General features: G+C 65.7%; 12 protein-coding genes. 5 read left to right on the top strand and 7 right to left on the bottom strand.

Going from position 1 to position 13,632, the window contains the following annotated elements; all coding sequences use genetic code 11:
• Positions 1–22 precede the first annotated feature (22 nt).
• Entirely contained in the window at positions 23–400 is a 378-nt protein-coding gene (locus tag BJN45_RS16465) for a thioredoxin family protein (RefSeq protein WP_076097392.1), read from the top strand.
• Positions 401–406: 6 nt separating this feature from the next.
• The gene (locus BJN45_RS16460) at positions 407–1,135 is read left to right on the top strand and encodes a cytochrome c biogenesis CcdA family protein (protein ID WP_076097236.1); all 729 of its coding nucleotides are present in this window, start codon (positions 407–409) and stop codon (positions 1,133–1,135) included.
• Here BJN45_RS16460 and BJN45_RS16455 read toward each other — a convergent pair.
• The 5 genes from BJN45_RS16455 to BJN45_RS16435 are packed head-to-tail and all read right to left on the bottom strand — an operon-like array spanning position 1,127 to position 6,048.
• Positions 1,127–2,398 carry a mechanosensitive ion channel family protein gene (locus BJN45_RS16455; RefSeq protein ID WP_076097234.1) on the bottom strand — a complete coding sequence of 424 codons (1,272 nt, stop codon included), beginning with the start codon at positions 2,396–2,398 and terminating at the stop codon, positions 1,127–1,129. The genes BJN45_RS16460 and BJN45_RS16455 overlap by 9 nt on opposite strands.
• Complete coding sequence (locus BJN45_RS16450) at positions 2,395–3,657, bottom strand: RsmB/NOP family class I SAM-dependent RNA methyltransferase (protein WP_076097232.1); 1,263 nt, start codon at positions 3,655–3,657, stop codon at positions 2,395–2,397. The genes BJN45_RS16455 and BJN45_RS16450 overlap by 4 nt, the downstream gene beginning before the upstream one ends.
• A gap of 16 nt (positions 3,658–3,673) precedes the next feature.
• Positions 3,674–4,654 (bottom strand): DUF3108 domain-containing protein, encoded by a 981-nt coding sequence (locus tag BJN45_RS16445; protein WP_076097230.1) that lies wholly within the window; start codon positions 4,652–4,654, stop codon positions 3,674–3,676.
• 5 nt (positions 4,655–4,659) lie between these two features.
• Positions 4,660–5,322, bottom strand: a complete 663-nt coding sequence (gene purN, locus BJN45_RS16440; RefSeq protein ID WP_076097228.1) for a phosphoribosylglycinamide formyltransferase — start codon at positions 5,320–5,322, stop codon at positions 4,660–4,662.
• Positions 5,323–5,325: 3 nt separating this feature from the next.
• Complete coding sequence (locus tag BJN45_RS16435) at positions 5,326–6,048, bottom strand: hypothetical protein (RefSeq protein WP_076097226.1); 723 nt, start codon at positions 6,046–6,048, stop codon at positions 5,326–5,328.
• Between the two features lie 43 nt (positions 6,049–6,091).
• Here BJN45_RS16435 and mutL point away from each other — a divergent pair, with 43 nt between their 5' ends.
• Both mutL and BJN45_RS16425 read left to right on the top strand, forming a co-directional pair.
• Complete coding sequence (gene mutL / locus BJN45_RS16430) at positions 6,092–7,906, top strand: DNA mismatch repair endonuclease MutL (protein ID WP_076097225.1); 1,815 nt, start codon at positions 6,092–6,094, stop codon at positions 7,904–7,906.
• Between the two features lie 28 nt (positions 7,907–7,934).
• A complete protein-coding gene (locus BJN45_RS16425; RefSeq protein WP_205750621.1) occupies positions 7,935–10,655 on the top strand; it encodes a bifunctional diguanylate cyclase/phosphodiesterase in 2,721 nt (906 codons plus the stop codon).
• Here BJN45_RS16425 and BJN45_RS16420 read toward each other — a convergent pair.
• Positions 10,641–11,477 (bottom strand): D-alanyl-D-alanine carboxypeptidase family protein, encoded by an 837-nt coding sequence (locus BJN45_RS16420; protein ID WP_076097221.1) that lies wholly within the window; start codon positions 11,475–11,477, stop codon positions 10,641–10,643. The two genes, BJN45_RS16425 and BJN45_RS16420, sit on opposite strands and share 15 nt — an antisense overlap.
• A 51-nt stretch (positions 11,478–11,528) precedes the next feature.
• On the opposite strand from BJN45_RS16420, the gene miaA reads away from it, so the two are divergent.
• Positions 11,529–12,470, top strand: a complete 942-nt coding sequence (miaA, locus tag BJN45_RS16415; protein WP_076097219.1) for a tRNA (adenosine(37)-N6)-dimethylallyltransferase MiaA — start codon at positions 11,529–11,531, stop codon at positions 12,468–12,470.
• Here miaA and BJN45_RS16410 read toward each other — a convergent pair.
• The gene (locus BJN45_RS16410; RefSeq protein WP_076097217.1) at positions 12,460–13,587 is read right to left on the bottom strand and encodes a response regulator; all 1,128 of its coding nucleotides are present in this window, start codon (positions 13,585–13,587) and stop codon (positions 12,460–12,462) included. The two genes, miaA and BJN45_RS16410, sit on opposite strands and share 11 nt — an antisense overlap.
• Between the last annotated feature and the right edge of the window lie 45 nt (positions 13,588–13,632).

Here is a 13,632-nt window from a genome sequence, read left to right as displayed (position 1 = left end):
AAACCCGATGGAGAAAAAGATCATGAAAATCCGCCACCTTGTTACCGCCGCCCTGATTGTTGCGGTCAACAGCGCCTGGGCACTGGAAATCCAGCCCTACAGCGCACCAGAAATGCAGCGCCTGCAGCAGGCCGGGCAAGCGGTCGCCCTGCACTTCCATGCCGACTGGTGCCCGACCTGCAAGGCGCAGGAAAAAGTGTTCAAGGGCTGGCAGGGCGATGCCGCCGTCCCCGGCACGCTGCTCGTCGTCGATTACGACAATGCCCGCGACCTGCGCCGCAAAATGGGCGTGCGCACCCAGTCGACAGTGATCGTCTTCAAGGGCAGCGCGGAAACCGGCCGACTGGCCGGCGACACCGACCCTGCCGCGCTGCGCGCCGTGCTCGGCAGTGCGCGCTGAGCCGCCATGGACATCCCGCTCACCCACCTCGGCCTCAGCCTGCTGGCCGGCAGCTTGACGACGCTGTCGCCCTGCGTCTTTCCCATCCTGCCGCTGGTCGTCGGCGGCGCCGTCCAGGGCAACCGGCTGGCACCCGTGGCGATGGGCGTCGGCATGGCCACTTCGTTCGCCCTGATCGGCATCCTGCTCGGCGCGCTCGGCCCGGCGCTGGGCATTGATTCCGAGCATGTCCGGGTGTTCGGCGCCTGGCTGCTGATCGCCTTCGGCCTGGTCATGCTGGTGCCCTTCCTGAACCAGCGCTTCACGCAATGGATGCTGCCCATCGCCTCCGGCGCCAACGCGGCCTCGGCCCGTCTCGACGGCGGTTCGCTGGGTGGTGCGCTGCTGCTCGGCGGCGTCCTCGGCCTGGTCTGGAGTCCGTGTTCCGGTCCCTTGCTGGCCTCGGCGCTGACGCTGGTTGCCAGCGAGGGCGGCGCGCTGCGCGGCGGCATCATCCTCGGGCTGTTCGGGCTGGGCGCGGCAATCCCGCTGGTGGCCGTGGCCTACGCCTCGCGCCGCGGCTTCACCGCTGCCCGCGGCTGGGTGATGGCGCGCATCGACGGCATCAAGAAGGCGTTCGGCGTACTCATCCTGCTCACCGGCATCGCCATCCTCAGCGGCGGCGACAAGTGGCTGGAAGCCCGCGTCGTCGAACTGATGCCGGAAGCCTGGGTGCGCGCGACAACCTTATTCTGAGGCCGGGTTGAGGATGCGCACCTCGCGCTGCGGGAAGGGAATCTGGATGCCGTTTTCCTTGAAAGCATGCCAGATCGCCAGATTGATGTCGGAGACGACATTCATCTTGCCGTTCTCGGGATCATCGACCCAGAACCCGAGTTCGAGATTGATGCTGCTGTCGCCGAACAGCGTCAGCAACACCTTCGGCTCGGGCGCGGCGAGAACGCGCGGCTGACGCTTGGCACACTCGACCAGCAGGCGCATCGCCAGATCGAGATCGGTGTCGTACGCCACACCGACCACCGTTGCCAGCCGCAGCTTGTGGTCGGAATAGGTCTGGTTCTGCACCGTGCTGCCGATCAGCGTTTCGTTCGGCACGATGAATTCGGTGCCGCCCGGGTGCTTGAGCACGGTGTAGCGGGTCGTGATCTGGGTCACTTCACCGGCATCGGCGCCGACCTGAACGATGTTGCCGATGCGGATCGAGCGTTCGAGCAGGATGATGAAGCCGGAAACATAGTTGCTGGCGATCTTCTGCAGGCCGAAGCCGAGGCCGACGCCGAGCGCACCGGTGAACACCGACAGCGCAGTCATGTCGATGCCGACCATGGCCAGGCTGGAAATGATCGCGACGACGGTGAGCGCTGCCTTGGTGACGCGGATGCCGACGATGCGCAGATTGCCATCAAGCGTCTGCAAGCCCATCAGACGGGTCTCGATGACCCCGGCAATCCACAAGGCGAAGACCAGGGTCAGGAAGACGGTGGTGACGCCGCTGATGACCAGCCACAGATTGAGCTTCTGCTTGCCCAGCGTGAAGTCGAACTGTTCCAGCGCGTCAATGACGTAAGGTGCCAGATCGGTGATGTACAGCGCCAGCCAGCCCCAGACCAGCGTCGCGATGATCTTTTCCCATGCCGTCAGCCAGCGGGCGCCGGGAAAAGCCTGGCGGAGCACGAAAATGACGCTGCGCACCAGCGCCATCGAGCCGAGCAGCGGCAGCGCCAGCTTGAGCAGGCTGACCGAGAAGAACGGCTTGAGCAGCAACAGTGCGACACCGGTCAGCAACATCCCGGACAGCGGGAAAGCCAGGCGGGAGCCGACCTGGCGCAAGCGGCCGTTGCTTTCCTGGGTCCGGCCAGCCTGCCAGCGGCGGGCAATCAGCCAGGCCAGCAGCAGGCTGGTGAGCAGCGCCAGCAGTTGCCAGATGAAATTCGGGTCCTGGAAATCGTCGAGCAGATTGCCGATCAACTGCAGCGCCTGGACACCCGTGTCGTTCATGCCTTGCGCTCCAGCACTGCGGCAAAGAAGCCGTCGGTGTCATGACGGTGCGGCAGCAGGCGCAGCATGTCGCCGGCGAAGGCAACACCCTGACGCTCGAGCACGGTCGACACCGGCAGCAGCGCAAAATCGGGGTGACGGGCCAGGAAACTGTCGACGATCGCCTCGTTTTCTGCGGTCAACAGGCTGCAGGTGGCATAAACCAGCCGGCCGCCGGGGCGCACCAGCGTCGCCGCGGCATCGAGGATGGCCGTCTGCTTGGCCGTCAGTTCGGCGATCGATTCCTCGCCCTGGCGCCATTTCAGGTCGGGATTGCGGCGCAGCGTGCCAAGGCCGGAACACGGCGCATCGACCAGCACGCGGTCGGCCTTGCCGGCCAGCCGTTTGACCCGCGTGTCACGCTCGTGCTCGATGCGCACCGGATGAACGTTCGACAGCCCGGAGCGGGCCAGCCGCGGCTTCAGATTGGTCAGCCGCTTGTCGGAAACATCGAAGGCGTAGAGGCGGCCGGTATTGCGCATCTGCGCGCCGAGCAGCAGCGTCTTGCCGCCGGCACCGGCGCAGAAATCGACGACCATCTCGCCACGCTTGGCCTCGACGACCAGGCCGAGCAACTGGCTGCCCTCGTCCTGCACTTCGAACAAGCCGCCGAGGAACAAGGGATGCTTGGCCAGCGCCGGCTTGTCGCGCAGGCGGATCGACAGCGGCGACAGCTGGCCGGGCACGGCAGCGATGTCGGCGGCGGCGAGTTGTTCGAGCAGCGCGTCGCGGCTGGTCTTCAGCGTGTTGGCACGGAGGTCGAGCGGCGCCGGGCGGTTCAGCGCCTCGGCCAGTTCGATGATTTCGTCGGCGCTGTATTGCGTCAGCAGGCGTTCGTAAAGCCAGTCCGGCAGGTCGCAGCGCACCGCCGGCGGCATATCGGCCTCCGCCATTGATTTGGCAGCGGCCAGCCAGCCTTCCTCGTTGGCGTTGAGCACCGGCGCCAGCTCGCGCAGGCTCCAGCCACGGGTGATGGCCAGCGCGACCAGCAGCCGATGCCGATCGGTGAGCCGGCCGGCACAGCGCGCTTCCAGGCTGCGCCCACGGCGCAGCACGGCGAACACCGTTTCGGCGACGAAAGCCCGGTCGGCATGACCGAGCTGGCGGTGCTCGCGGAAATAGCGTGAGACGATGGCGTCGGCCGGATGATCGAAGCGCAGCAACTGACCGAGAACGGCTTCGGCGTGGGCAAACAGGGCGGGCGTGAAACGGGCTTTCATGGTTTTCCTGGGTGTTCTAATCCGACGCCACGGGCATGACGTCGATTTCGGTGGCGAGCTGCTGATAGCTGTCGCCCTTTTTATCGGTAAAGCGGATTTTAACCGGCAAGCGCTGATGATCGAGCGCTATCCAGATTTCCGTCAGCGTTTCGCCGGCCGCCCGTAGGTGCAAGGTGCGGAAACGCCCGGCCGGCGTGTCGATTTCCTCCTCACCGAACGAATCGAGGTCGTAACGCTCGTATTTACGCCCGGTGACGACGCCGATGGTCGAACCGTTTTCCGGCGCCGGCAGGTAGGCCAGCTGGTAATTCAGCGACAGCAGGTCCTGCGTGCCGGGGGCAATGCGCTGCACGCTGCCGTCGCGTTGCAGACGGACTTCTGCGGTCGACCAGTCGAAATCGGCATTTTCGCCGTTCGACCGGCCGTTGCGCCAAGTCTGGTAGCTTTCCGGCTGCAAGCCGCGCGGCCCCAGACGGCCGCGACTTTCATAGCGCTGCCGCAACGGCCGGATCAACGCCGCCAGGCCGCTAGTCTCGATCATGCTGGTCAGACGGTAGCTGCCATCCTCGCCAAATTCCCAGCGATGCACGGCACGCCCGATCTGCATGCCCAGCGATTCCTTGACGACAACGAAAGCCAGGCGGCCGCTGCCCTTCAGCACAGCGTCAACGGCTGCCAGCGCCAGCGGCAACGGTGCCGGCTCCGGCTCTGTTGCGGTCGACACCGTTTTTTCGGCAATTTCCGTCACAGCCTCGACCACCGGCGCTGCAGCTTTCGCCGTCGCAGGCTTTTCCGGCTTCGGCTTGAGCGGCTTCGCTGCCGGTGCTGGCACCGCGGCGGGCGCTGGCGGGGTGGGCAAAGGCGGTGGCGCCCGCAGTTCGGCCTGCAGCGGCGGCCGCTCCGGCGGCTCGCCGAACAGGCCGTGATCGACGCCAAACAGCGCGACGAGGTGGATGGCCAGTGACCCTGCCAGAGCGGCGAACAGGATGACCGGCACGGCGCTCAGCGCAGCTCGGGAACAATCAGTTCGGGAACGACTAGCCCGGCGTCGTCAGCCATCGCGCCATCCACCTGCACCCGGCCGTCGGCCAGGCGCAACCGGCCTTCGGCAAACCAGCGCACGGCCTGCGGGTAGATGCGGTGTTCCTGACGCAGCACGCGCGCCGCCAGCGTTGCCTCGCTGTCGCCGTCGACGACCGGCACGGCAGCCTGGATGACGACCGGCCCGTGATCCAGCTCGGCAGTGACGAAATGGACGGTGCAACCGTGGATGCGCACGCCTTCGTCGAGCGCCCGCTGATGCGTGTGCAGACCGGGAAAGGACGGCAGCAGCGAGGGATGGATGTTGAACAGCCGGCCTTCGTAGCGACGGACAAAAGCCGGCGTCAGGATGCGCATGAAACCGGCCAGCACCACCAGATCCGGGGCGTATTCGTCGATGCACTGGGCCAGCGCGACATCGAAGGCGTCGCGACCGGCATAGGCCTTGTGATCGAGGCTGTGGGTGGCGATGCCGGCGGCGGCAGCGGTTTCCAGCCCTTTGGCATCGGGCCGGTTGCTGATCACGGCGGCGATGTTGACCGGCAGACGACCGGCATCGCGCTCGGCGATCATGGCCTCCATGTTGCTGCCGCGGCCGGAAATCAGGATGACGATGTTTTTCATGTTTCAGAAACCTACAGGGAGAAAGATGGCCGTCGCCACCGACTGGGTGACGCGCGACAGGGTACGGCCGTTGCGGTCGGCAACCACGTGCGCCATGAAGTCGAGCAGGCCGATGATGCGGCCGAATTCGCGCTCGAACGACAGGTTGCGGTTGGCCGGGTCAAGTTCGTTGGAGAGCAGGAAAGCTTCGCCGCCGGCGCGCCGGTCGTGGCCCAGTTTCCAGATGGCGATTTCCATGTTGCGGGCGGCGTTGTACAGCTTGATCTCGTTCAGGCTGTCGAGGAGGTAGAAATCGTCCTTGTGCTCGAAGGCCGCATCGACCATGGTCAGCAGGCCGAACATCAGCGCCGCGACGCGATCGCCAGCGTAGTTTTCGTTGAAGGCCAGCGCCGCAGCCAGGCGTTCGCGCTGGCCGAGCAATTCCGGCCAGTCATTGCGCAGGCGCTGGCGCAACCGCTCGACGGCCGCCTCCCGGCTGGCCAGACCGGCCTGTTTCCATTCTCGCGGATTTCGCCGGTACAGCTTGTCGGCAATGCGCAGCAGGCCATCGACCACTTCGGCCCGGTTGGTATCGGCAATACGGTCGATCTCGGTTTTCAGCAGATATTTGCCATCGACCGTGCTCGTGCTGCGGCCATCGCGATCGAGCCGGGTCGAACAGGCACCCAGCGTCAGTGCCAGCAGCAGGCACAGCGCGAATTTCGCACCACCATGGAAGCATTGCATGCGGTCAACCGGGGAATGAACGAGGCCGCATTATAATCCGCGCATGCCGACTCATTTTCCCAGAATCGCCCGCCTCCCCGACCTCCTGATCAGCCAGATTGCCGCTGGCGAAGTCGTCGAGCGCCCCGCCTCCGTCCTCAAGGAACTGCTGGAAAACAGCCTTGACGCCGGCAGCACCGCCATCCAGGTACACCTCGAAGAAGGTGGCATCAAGCTGATCCGCATCACCGACGACGGTTGCGGCATCGCCCGCGACGAACTGGCGCTGGCGCTGACCCGCCATGCGACGTCGAAGATCACCTCGCTCGACGACCTCGAACAGGTCGCCACCCTGGGTTTTCGCGGCGAAGCGCTGGCCTCGGTGGCCTCGGTCGCCCGGCTGACGCTGACCAGCCGGGCACGTGGCGCCAGCCATGCCTGGAAACTGCGCGGTGAATCCGGCGCCGAACCCGAACCGGCAGCACTGATGGCCGGCACCGTCGTCGAGATGCGCGACCTGTATTTCAACACGCCGGCCCGGCGCAAGTTCCTCAAGGCCGAAGGCACCGAATTCGCCCACTGCGCCGACGCCGTCAAACGGCTGGCGCTGACCCGGCCGGACGTGGCAATCAGCCTCGCCCACAATGGCCGCACGCTGTTCCAGCTGGCGCCGGCCGACCGCCCCCGGCGCATCGCCGATATCCTCGGCGACGACTTCCTCGGCGCCGCGCGTGCGGTCGACGCTGCCGCCGGGCCGATTCTGCTGAGCGGTTTCGCCATCGATCCGACCCGCGCCGGCGAGATCAAGGACGGCCAGCAGGTCTTCGTCAACGGCCGCTTCGTCCGCGACAAGATCATCGGCCACGCACTGCGCGAAGCCTACCGCGACGTGCTGCACGGCAGCCGCCAGCCGGCCGTCTGCCTGTTCCTGCAAATCGACCCGACGCTGGTCGACGTCAACGTCCATCCGGCCAAGACCGAAGTCCGCTTCCGCGACAGCCGCGCCGTGCACCAGTTCGTCTATCACGCCATCCAGCGTACGCTGGCAACGCCGATCCAGGCTGCGCCGGTGGAAAATCCACAAAATATTGCGGTCGACCGCAATACTCCGGCAATTTCCAGCCCGCCACCGAATTTCCCGCCACCATTGCGCCACCAGGGCAGCCTCGGCGTCGCCGAACCCGCAGCCACCGCCTACCTGGCTTTCGCCCAGGCCGCCCAGCGCCTGACACCGGGCAGCAGCGCCCCGGCCGATGCGCCGCAATTCCGCCCGGAAATCGCCGTCGACCGCGACGGCCCGCCGCTCGGCTACGCCGTCGCCCAGCTGCACGGCATCTACATCCTGGCGCAGAACGCCAGCGGGCTGATCATCGTGGACATGCACGCGGCACACGAACGCATCCTCTACGAAAAACTGAAGACCGCTTTCGACGATCGCCAGGTGGCGACGCAGAACCTGCTGATTCCGGCGGTATTCTCCGCCGATCCGGTCGATGTCGCGGCGGTCGAGGAACACGCCACGGCACTGGCCGAACTCGGTTTCCAGATCGCCCCGCTCGGCCCGAACCAGCTCGGCGTGCGCGCCGTGCCGGCACTGCTGCAATCGGGCGACCCGGTAGCGCTGGCGCGCTCGCTGATCGCCGACCTGCGCGAACACGGCATCACCCAGCTGGCCACCGCCCGGCGCAACGAACTGCTCGCCACCATGGCCTGCCACGGCGCCGTGCGTGCCCGCCGGCAACTGAGCATTCCGGAAATGAACGCCCTGTTGCGCCAGATGGAAGAGACCGAGCGCGCCGGCCAGTGCAACCACGGCCGGCCGACGTGGACGGCGCTATCGCTTCACGAACTCGACAAACTGTTTCTCCGCGGGCAATAATTCGGCACCACCAAAGCCATAGGCGCTCATGAATCTTCCGTCATCCAGACCGCCCAGGCTTCCCGCATCGAGCCAGGCCCCCTGGCGCCACAACAGCTTGATCGCGCTGGGGCTGCTGGCTCTGCTGACCTATGCCGCGCTGGTCGCCGGCGGCCTGATGTTCGCGCATGAGCGCGAAGTCGAATTCGCCTCACGCAATCTGGAAAACCTGGGCCGCGTCCTCGAAGGCCACGCCCACAGCACGGTAGACAAGATCGACACGATCCTGCTTGCCACCCAGCTGCAACTCAACGAAACCATCACCGGCGAACCGCGCGACCGCTCGTCGATCAACACCACGCTGGGCCGCTACCTGGCACTGATCAACGAGCAATCGCAAAGCCTGCGCGTGGCCGATGCCAGCGGCCGCTTCATCCACGACGCTTCCGGCGTCATCGCCCCGGCCCGCATCGATGATCGTGACTACTTCCGCCAGAACCGGGACCAGCCGGCCGGGCAACTGGTCATTTCCGAACCGCTGTTCGCCCGCATCACCCACAACTGGGTGATCACGCTGAGCCGGCGCCTCGACGACAGCGCCGGGCAATTCTCGGGCCTGGTCCAGGCCGCCGTCCGCGCCGAGTACTTCCAGGATTTCTTCGCCAGCCTCAACCTCGGCCCGGGCCAGAGCGTCACGCTGATCGACGCCCAGCGCCGCCTGATCGCCCGCTACCCGGCAGCCCCCGAAATGCTCGGCCAGCCGCTGGCCAGCGAACGCCTGATCGGCATGATCGGGCGCGGCGAAACGCATGCCCGCTACACCACCAAGTCAGCCGTCGACGGCGTCGAGCGCCTGTACGTCGTCCGCCGTGTCGGCGACTACCCGCTCTACGTACTGGTCGGGCACGCCGAATCCGCCTACCTCGCCAACTGGTACAGCCAGTTGTCCTGGGGCGTACTCAGCATTGTCCTGCTGACGCTCGTGCTCAGTGGCTGGATCATCGTCTGGCTGCGCACCTACGACCGCGCCCGGGAAATCGCCCAGGACATGACCCAGGCCTACGCGACCACCTTCCGCCGCACCCGCGCGCTGCTCGACAGTCTGCCCGACCCGGCCTGGCTGAGCGACCGGGAACGCCGCCTGATCGCCGTCAACGACGCCTATGCCGCACTTGCCGGCGCGCCGGCCGAAGACATCCTCGGCCAGACCGTCGAACAGGTCTGGCCAGCCGAAGCTGCCCGACCGCTGGCCGAACTGGACAACGCGGCACTGACACAACAATGTCAGCAGAAACGCCAGGACAGCCAGCAACTTGCCAGCGGCGAACGGCGCCATTTCGAATATGTCGCCACCCCGGTCTTCGACGAAGCCGGCGAACTGGCGGGGGTTGCCGGCGTCGCCCGCGACATCACGCAACTCCACGACGACCAGGAACGCATCCGTCACCTGGCCGAACACGACCTGCTCACCGACCTGCCCAACCGCGCCCTGCTGGCCACCCACATGGCCAGCGCACTGGCCGAAACCTTGGGCCCGCAGGCGCAGATCGCGCTGCTCTTCCTTGATCTGGACAATTTCAAGAACGTCAATGACACCCTCGGCCATGAAATCGGCGATCAACTGCTACTCCAGGTTGCCCAGCGCCTGACTGCCTGCCTCGACCACCGTGACACCATCAGCCGCCAGGGCGGCGACGAGTTCGCCATCCTCATCCGCGGCTACGGTACGCCGGCCCGCCTGGCGGTGATCGCCCAGCGCCTCAACGATGCCCTGGTCCAGCCATTCAGCGTGGCCAGTCACGAATTGCGCGTCGGCGCCAGCATCGGCATCAGCACCTATCCGCAGGATGGACAGGACATCGGCAGCCTGCTGAAAAATGCCGACACCGCGATGTATCAGGCCAAGGGTGCCGGCGGCAATACCTACCGCTTCTTCACGCCGGAAATGAACGCCCGCATCTTCGAGCGCGTGACGCTCGAGAACAGCCTTCGCCGGGCCTTGAACAGCGACCAGATCGCCGTTCATTACCAACCCCAGGTCGACATGCACAGCGGCCTGCTGATCGGTTTCGAAGCACTCGTTCGCTGGCATCACCCCGAACAGGGCGACATCCCGCCGGCCCGTTTCATTCCGATCGCCGAGGAAAGCAGCCTGATCAACCAGATCGGCGACCAGGTACTGCGCGAGGCCTGCCGACAGAACCGCGCCTGGCAGGACATGGGCCTGCCGCCGGTAGTGATGGCGGTCAACCTGTCAGCCATGCAACTGCGCCAGCCCGAATTCGCCAGCCGGATTGCCGCCGTCCTCACCGAAAGCGGCCTTGATGCCCGCTGGCTCGAACTGGAAATCACCGAGAGCGCGTTCATCCGCGATACCGAACGGATCGTCGAAGTCCTGCAGCAACTGCAGGCACTCGGCATCAAACTGTCGGTAGACGATTTCGGCACCGGCTATTCCAGCCTGGGCTACCTCAAACGACTGCCCTTCGACCGGATCAAGATCGATCAATCCTTTGTCCGCGACCTGCCGGACAACGCCGACGACATCGCCATCGTGCGCGCCATCATCGCCATTGCCGACAGCCTGCAGAAGGAAGTGATCGCCGAAGGCGTCGAACAGCCGCAGCAGATCGACTTCCTGCTGCAGCAAGGCTGCACCTTGATGCAGGGCTACCACTTCGGCCGCCCGGCGGCTGCCGGGCAGGCGGAACAACTGCTGCGCCGGATGCAGGACAAGCAGCGCTTCACCCGTGAATCAGGCGCTGCCTAACCTTTCGCTGGCATAGCGGCGCAGGCGGTTCATGTCCTGTGCCCGCGCCTCACGATTGGCCGCGTTGAGCACGACCATGGCGACAATGCGCCCGCCGAACTGCTCGGCCTCGGCCAGGCAGAAACCGGCGGCCGACGTGAAGCCGGTCTTGCCGGCCAGCAAGGCCACCGAGCGGTCGTGGGCAAAGCGGTTGACGTTCATCTTGCCGCCCACCGCGGATTTGCGGGACAGTTCGCGGAAATACGGAATCTGCGCCAACGTCACCAGCAGCACGCCGAGATCGCGGGCACTGGCCCGGTTGGTCGACGACAGGCCGGACGAATCGCCGAAATCGAAGCTGAACAGTTGCATCTGCGTCATCAGCGCCCGCATTGCGTAGCGAAACTCCGGCCAGCCACCGGGAAAGGTCCGCGCCAGCGCTGCCGCTGCCCGATTGTCCGAAGCGATCACCAGCCACTCGAGCAACTGCTCGCGACGCCAGCGCGACCCCACCGGCAGGCTCGACTTCGTATGCTCGGACTGCACGACATCATCCTGCTCGATACGGACCGTCTCGGCCAGCGGCAGTTCGGCCGTCAGCACCACCCAGGCGGTGATCAGCTTGGTGATCGAGGCAATCTGCACCGGCCGGTCGGCGTCGATCGCCAGCAGGGTATCGCCGAGATTGCCCACGTAGGCGTGACGGGCAGTCAGGCCGTGCAGGCGGTCGGCAACGGCAGATGCCGGCAGCGGCTGCAGCAAGGCAAGTGGGGCCAGCAGGCCGCCGGCCAGGAAACGGCGGCGGTTGAAGGCGACAACAGGGGGGAGGGAATCGTTGTTCATGATGTTCGGGAAGTATAGTCCTGCCCGCCCGCCGTGCTAGCATTCGCCGCCATGAAGTCTGCCCTTCCTCCCGCCATCCTGATCATGGGCCCGACCGCCTCGGGCAAGACCGCTGCCGCGATGGCGCTGGCCGACCGCCTGCCGGTCGAACTGATCAGCGTCGATTCGGCGCAGGTCTTCATCGACATGGACATCGGCACCGCCAAGCCCGAGCGGGCGATGCTGGCGCGCTACCCGCACCGGCTGATCGACCTGATTTCCCCCGAGGAACGCTATTCCGCCGCCTGTTTTCGTCGCGATGCGCTGGCCGCGATGGCCGAAATCACCGCCGCCGGCCGGGTCCCGGTGCTGGTTGGCGGCACCATGCTGTATTTCCGCGCCCTGCTCGATGGCCTGGCCGAGTTGCCGCAGGCGGATGCGGCGTTGCGTGACGAAATCGACGCCGATGCCGCGCGCGACGGCTGGCCGGCAATGCACGCCAGATTGGCCGGGCTCGATCCGGCGACTGCCGCCAGGCTGCACCCGACCGACAGCCAGCGCATCCAGCGCGCGCTGGAAGTCTGCCTGAGCAGCGGCCGGCCGATGTCGGAACTGCTGGCCGACAGCGTCGCCGAAAAACCGCCCTACGATTTCCTGCAGATTGGCCTGCTGCCGTCCGACCGGACCGTGCTGCACGAACGGATCGCCCGCCGCTTCGACGAAATGCTGCTGGCCGGTCTCGACGACGAACTCGCCATGCTGCGCCGGAAATACGTGCTGGACCCCGGCCTGCCGTCGATGCGCTGCGTCGGTTACCGGCAGGCCTGGGAAGCCCAGGATGGCTTGATCCCGCGCCGTGAACTGCGCGACCGCGGCATCTTCGCCACGCGCCAGCTGGCCAAACGCCAGATCACCTGGCTTGGCAATTCCTTCGCCGCGGAAAACCACGACTGCCTGGACCCGCAACTCGGCGCGACGGTCGTCGCCCGGGTCGCCCGCTTCCTCAACGCCTGAGCACGCTGGCCAGGCTGTCAGCCAGTTCCTGCAACTGACCGATGGTGACCAGGCTGTCATCCTGAGTGGCAACCATCCGCTGCATGTAATCGGCAGCCAGCGTGGTCATCGACTCTTCCTGCGACTCGGTCAGACCGAGGGTGAAGAAGGACTTGCCGAGTGCTTCCTGGAATTCGATCATCACCTGCGTCAGTTCCAGCGAATTGCGCCGGTAATTGGCCTGAACGGACTCCAGCGTGCTCCTGACGCTGGGCAGCGCCGCCTCGATGCCGGCGCGGCGATGGCGCGCCAGTTCCTCGGCCTCGATCGCCCGCATCCGGGCATCGGCCCCTTCGGCCAGCAACGCGACATTGTCGCGGATACGGCCGCAGCGGTCCGGATCTTCCAGCGGCATGTTGTTCACCAGCAGCGTGACATGCCCGTAGTTGAAGACGCAACGCGTCTTGAACTGAAAAATCCGGCCGGAGTGACGGACATGATTGAGCACTGAAACTTCCAGCGGCAGATCGTTGCCGTTCTCGCTCATCGACAGTGCACGGTCGTCCATGCGCAACTGGACCGCCGAACTCAGGTCGTACTGGCGGACCGATTCGATCAGCGCCGACCCCAGTTCTTCCGGCGTGCCGCAACCGAAGGACTTGCTCAGGAACTGAAGGACGATGCCCAGCTCGCCCATGCTGACCATCGCCGACATCGCCGTGCGCTGGGCATAGCCGGCCTGTTCATGGAGGGCTTTTTTCTCGCCGAGGATACGGGCCGCGACCTTGACCTTGCGCAGCAGTTCGGAGGGATCGAAGGGCTTGGTGATGAAATCCTCGCCACCGGCTTCGTAGCACAGCAGGCGCGTCTCGATGTCGTCGCTGGCGGAGACAAAAAGGATGGGAATGTTCTGGGTGTCCCAGTCTTCCTTCAGGCGCTGGCAGACCTCGAAGCCGCTGATGCCGGGCAAGGTCAGGTCAAGAATGAGGATGTCCGGACGGGAATCCGCGATCCGCGCCAGGCAATCCTCACCCGAAGTGAAGAACTCGCGGTTGAAATCCTCCGCCAGCGCACCATCCAGGACATCGAGCAGAATCGGATCGTCGTCGACGATGAATACACGCAACTTGTTTTCCATGATCGCTCCCTTGTGCCGATCGTTGAGGGGCAGTACCCCGCCAAC

Origin of the sequence: Azonexus hydrophilus (assembly GCF_001956855.1) — a bacterium.
Classification (GTDB): domain Bacteria; phylum Pseudomonadota; class Gammaproteobacteria; order Burkholderiales; family Rhodocyclaceae; genus Azonexus; species Azonexus hydrophilus_A.
This window is presented reverse-complemented; position numbering and strand designations above follow the sequence as displayed.

Bases quoted from the DNA above. Each gene is read 5' to 3' on its own strand.
- BJN45_RS16465 (WP_076097392.1), top strand. From the start codon at position 23: ATGAAAATCCGCCACCTTGTTACCGCCGCCCTGATTGTTGCGGTCAAC.
- BJN45_RS16460 (WP_076097236.1), top strand. From the start codon at position 407: ATGGACATCCCGCTCACCCACCTCGGCCTCAGCCTGCTGGCCGGCAGC.
- BJN45_RS16455 (WP_076097234.1), bottom strand. From the start codon at position 2,398: ATGAACGACACGGGTGTCCAGGCGCTGCAGTTGATCGGCAATCTGCTC.
- BJN45_RS16450 (WP_076097232.1), bottom strand. From the start codon at position 3,657: ATGAAAGCCCGTTTCACGCCCGCCCTGTTTGCCCACGCCGAAGCCGTT.
- purN (WP_076097228.1), bottom strand. From the start codon at position 5,322: ATGAAAAACATCGTCATCCTGATTTCCGGCCGCGGCAGCAACATGGAG.
- BJN45_RS16435 (WP_076097226.1), bottom strand. From the start codon at position 6,048: ATGCAATGCTTCCATGGTGGTGCGAAATTCGCGCTGTGCCTGCTGCTG.
- mutL (WP_076097225.1), top strand. From the start codon at position 6,092: ATGCCGACTCATTTTCCCAGAATCGCCCGCCTCCCCGACCTCCTGATC.
- BJN45_RS16425 (WP_205750621.1), top strand. From the start codon at position 7,935: ATGAATCTTCCGTCATCCAGACCGCCCAGGCTTCCCGCATCGAGCCAG.
- BJN45_RS16420 (WP_076097221.1), bottom strand. From the start codon at position 11,477: ATGAACAACGATTCCCTCCCCCCTGTTGTCGCCTTCAACCGCCGCCGT.
- miaA (WP_076097219.1), top strand. From the start codon at position 11,529: ATGAAGTCTGCCCTTCCTCCCGCCATCCTGATCATGGGCCCGACCGCC.
- BJN45_RS16410 (WP_076097217.1), bottom strand. From the start codon at position 13,587: ATGGAAAACAAGTTGCGTGTATTCATCGTCGACGACGATCCGATTCTG.